A 1,237-nucleotide genomic window follows, 5' to 3' on the forward strand; every position below is an offset into this window, starting at 1 on the left:
CATGGGTCTGAAGCAGACCACCACCGGCGAGACCCTCTGCGACGCGGGCTCCCCGGTGATCCTGGAGTCGATGGAGTTCCCGGCCCCGGTCATCCAGGTCGCCATCGAGCCCAAGTCCAAGGGCGACCAGGAGAAGCTGGGTGTCGCCATCCAGCGCCTGGCCGAAGAGGACCCCTCGTTCCAGGTGCACACCGACGACGAGACCGGCCAGACCATCATCGCGGGTATGGGCGAGCTGCACCTCGACGTGCTGGTCGACCGTATGAAGCGTGAGTTCCGGGTCGAGGCCAACGTCGGCAAGCCGCAGGTCGCCTACCGCGAGACCCTGCGCAAGGCGGTCGAGCGTCTCGACTACACGCACAAGAAGCAGACTGGTGGTTCCGGCCAGTTCGCTAAGGTGCAGATCGCCATCGAGCCGCTCGAGGGCGACGGGTACGAGTTCGAGAACAAGGTCACCGGTGGCCGCATCCCGCGGGAGTACATCCCGTCCGTGGACGCGGGTTGCCAGGAGGCCATGGAGTTCGGTGTTCTCGCCGGCTACCCGCTGACCGGTGTCAAGGTCACGCTCCTCGACGGCGCGTTCCACGAGGTCGACTCGTCGGAAATGGCGTTCAAGATCGCCGGTTCGATGGCCTTCAAGGAGGCCGCCCGCAAGGCCAGCCCGGCCCTGCTCGAGCCGATGATGAAGGTCGAGGTCACCACGCCCGAGGACTACATGGGCGACGTGATCGGCGACATCAACTCCCGCCGTGGTCAGATCGAGGCCATGGAGGACCGCGCCGGCGCCAAGCTCGTCACGGGCCTGGTTCCGCTCTCGGAGATGTTCGGCTACGTCGGAGACCTCCGCAGCAAGACGTCGGGTCGCGCCAGCTACTCGATGCAGTTCGACTCCTACGCCGAGGTTCCCCGGAACGTCGCCGAGGAGATCATCGCGAAGGCCAAGGGCGAGTAACTCACCCGTCGAGTTCACGCTCTAGGCTTGACTCCGGAACCCGTAGGGGCCGTTCCGCCGCAACAGCGGAGGAACGCCCCTCGGGCCCGGGCTATCCAGCAAAGATCACCTGGCGCCGATGAGTAAGGCGTACAGAACCACTCCACAGGAGGACCCCAGTGGCGAAGGCGAAGTTCGAGCGGACTAAGCCGCACGTCAACATCGGCACCATCGGTCACATTGACCACGGTAAGACGACCCTCACGGCCGCCATTACCAAGGTGCTGCACGACGCGTACCCGGACC

At 65.4% G+C, this 1,237-nt stretch carries 1 protein-coding gene and 1 pseudogene; both read left to right on the forward strand.

The window, feature by feature from the left end:
- Positions 1-952, forward strand: a pseudogene (gene fusA, locus AB0I03_RS26790) (elongation factor G); the annotation flags it as partial.
- Positions 953-1,110: 158 nt separating this feature from the next.
- The coding region (locus tag AB0I03_RS26795; RefSeq protein WP_309056233.1) for a GTP-binding protein at positions 1,111-1,237 on the forward strand (127 nt) is incomplete at its 3' end.

It is taken from the genome of Glycomyces sp. NPDC021274 (assembly GCF_040641195.1).
In the GTDB taxonomy this organism is placed as follows: Bacteria; Actinomycetota; Actinomycetes; order Mycobacteriales; family Micromonosporaceae; genus Glycomyces.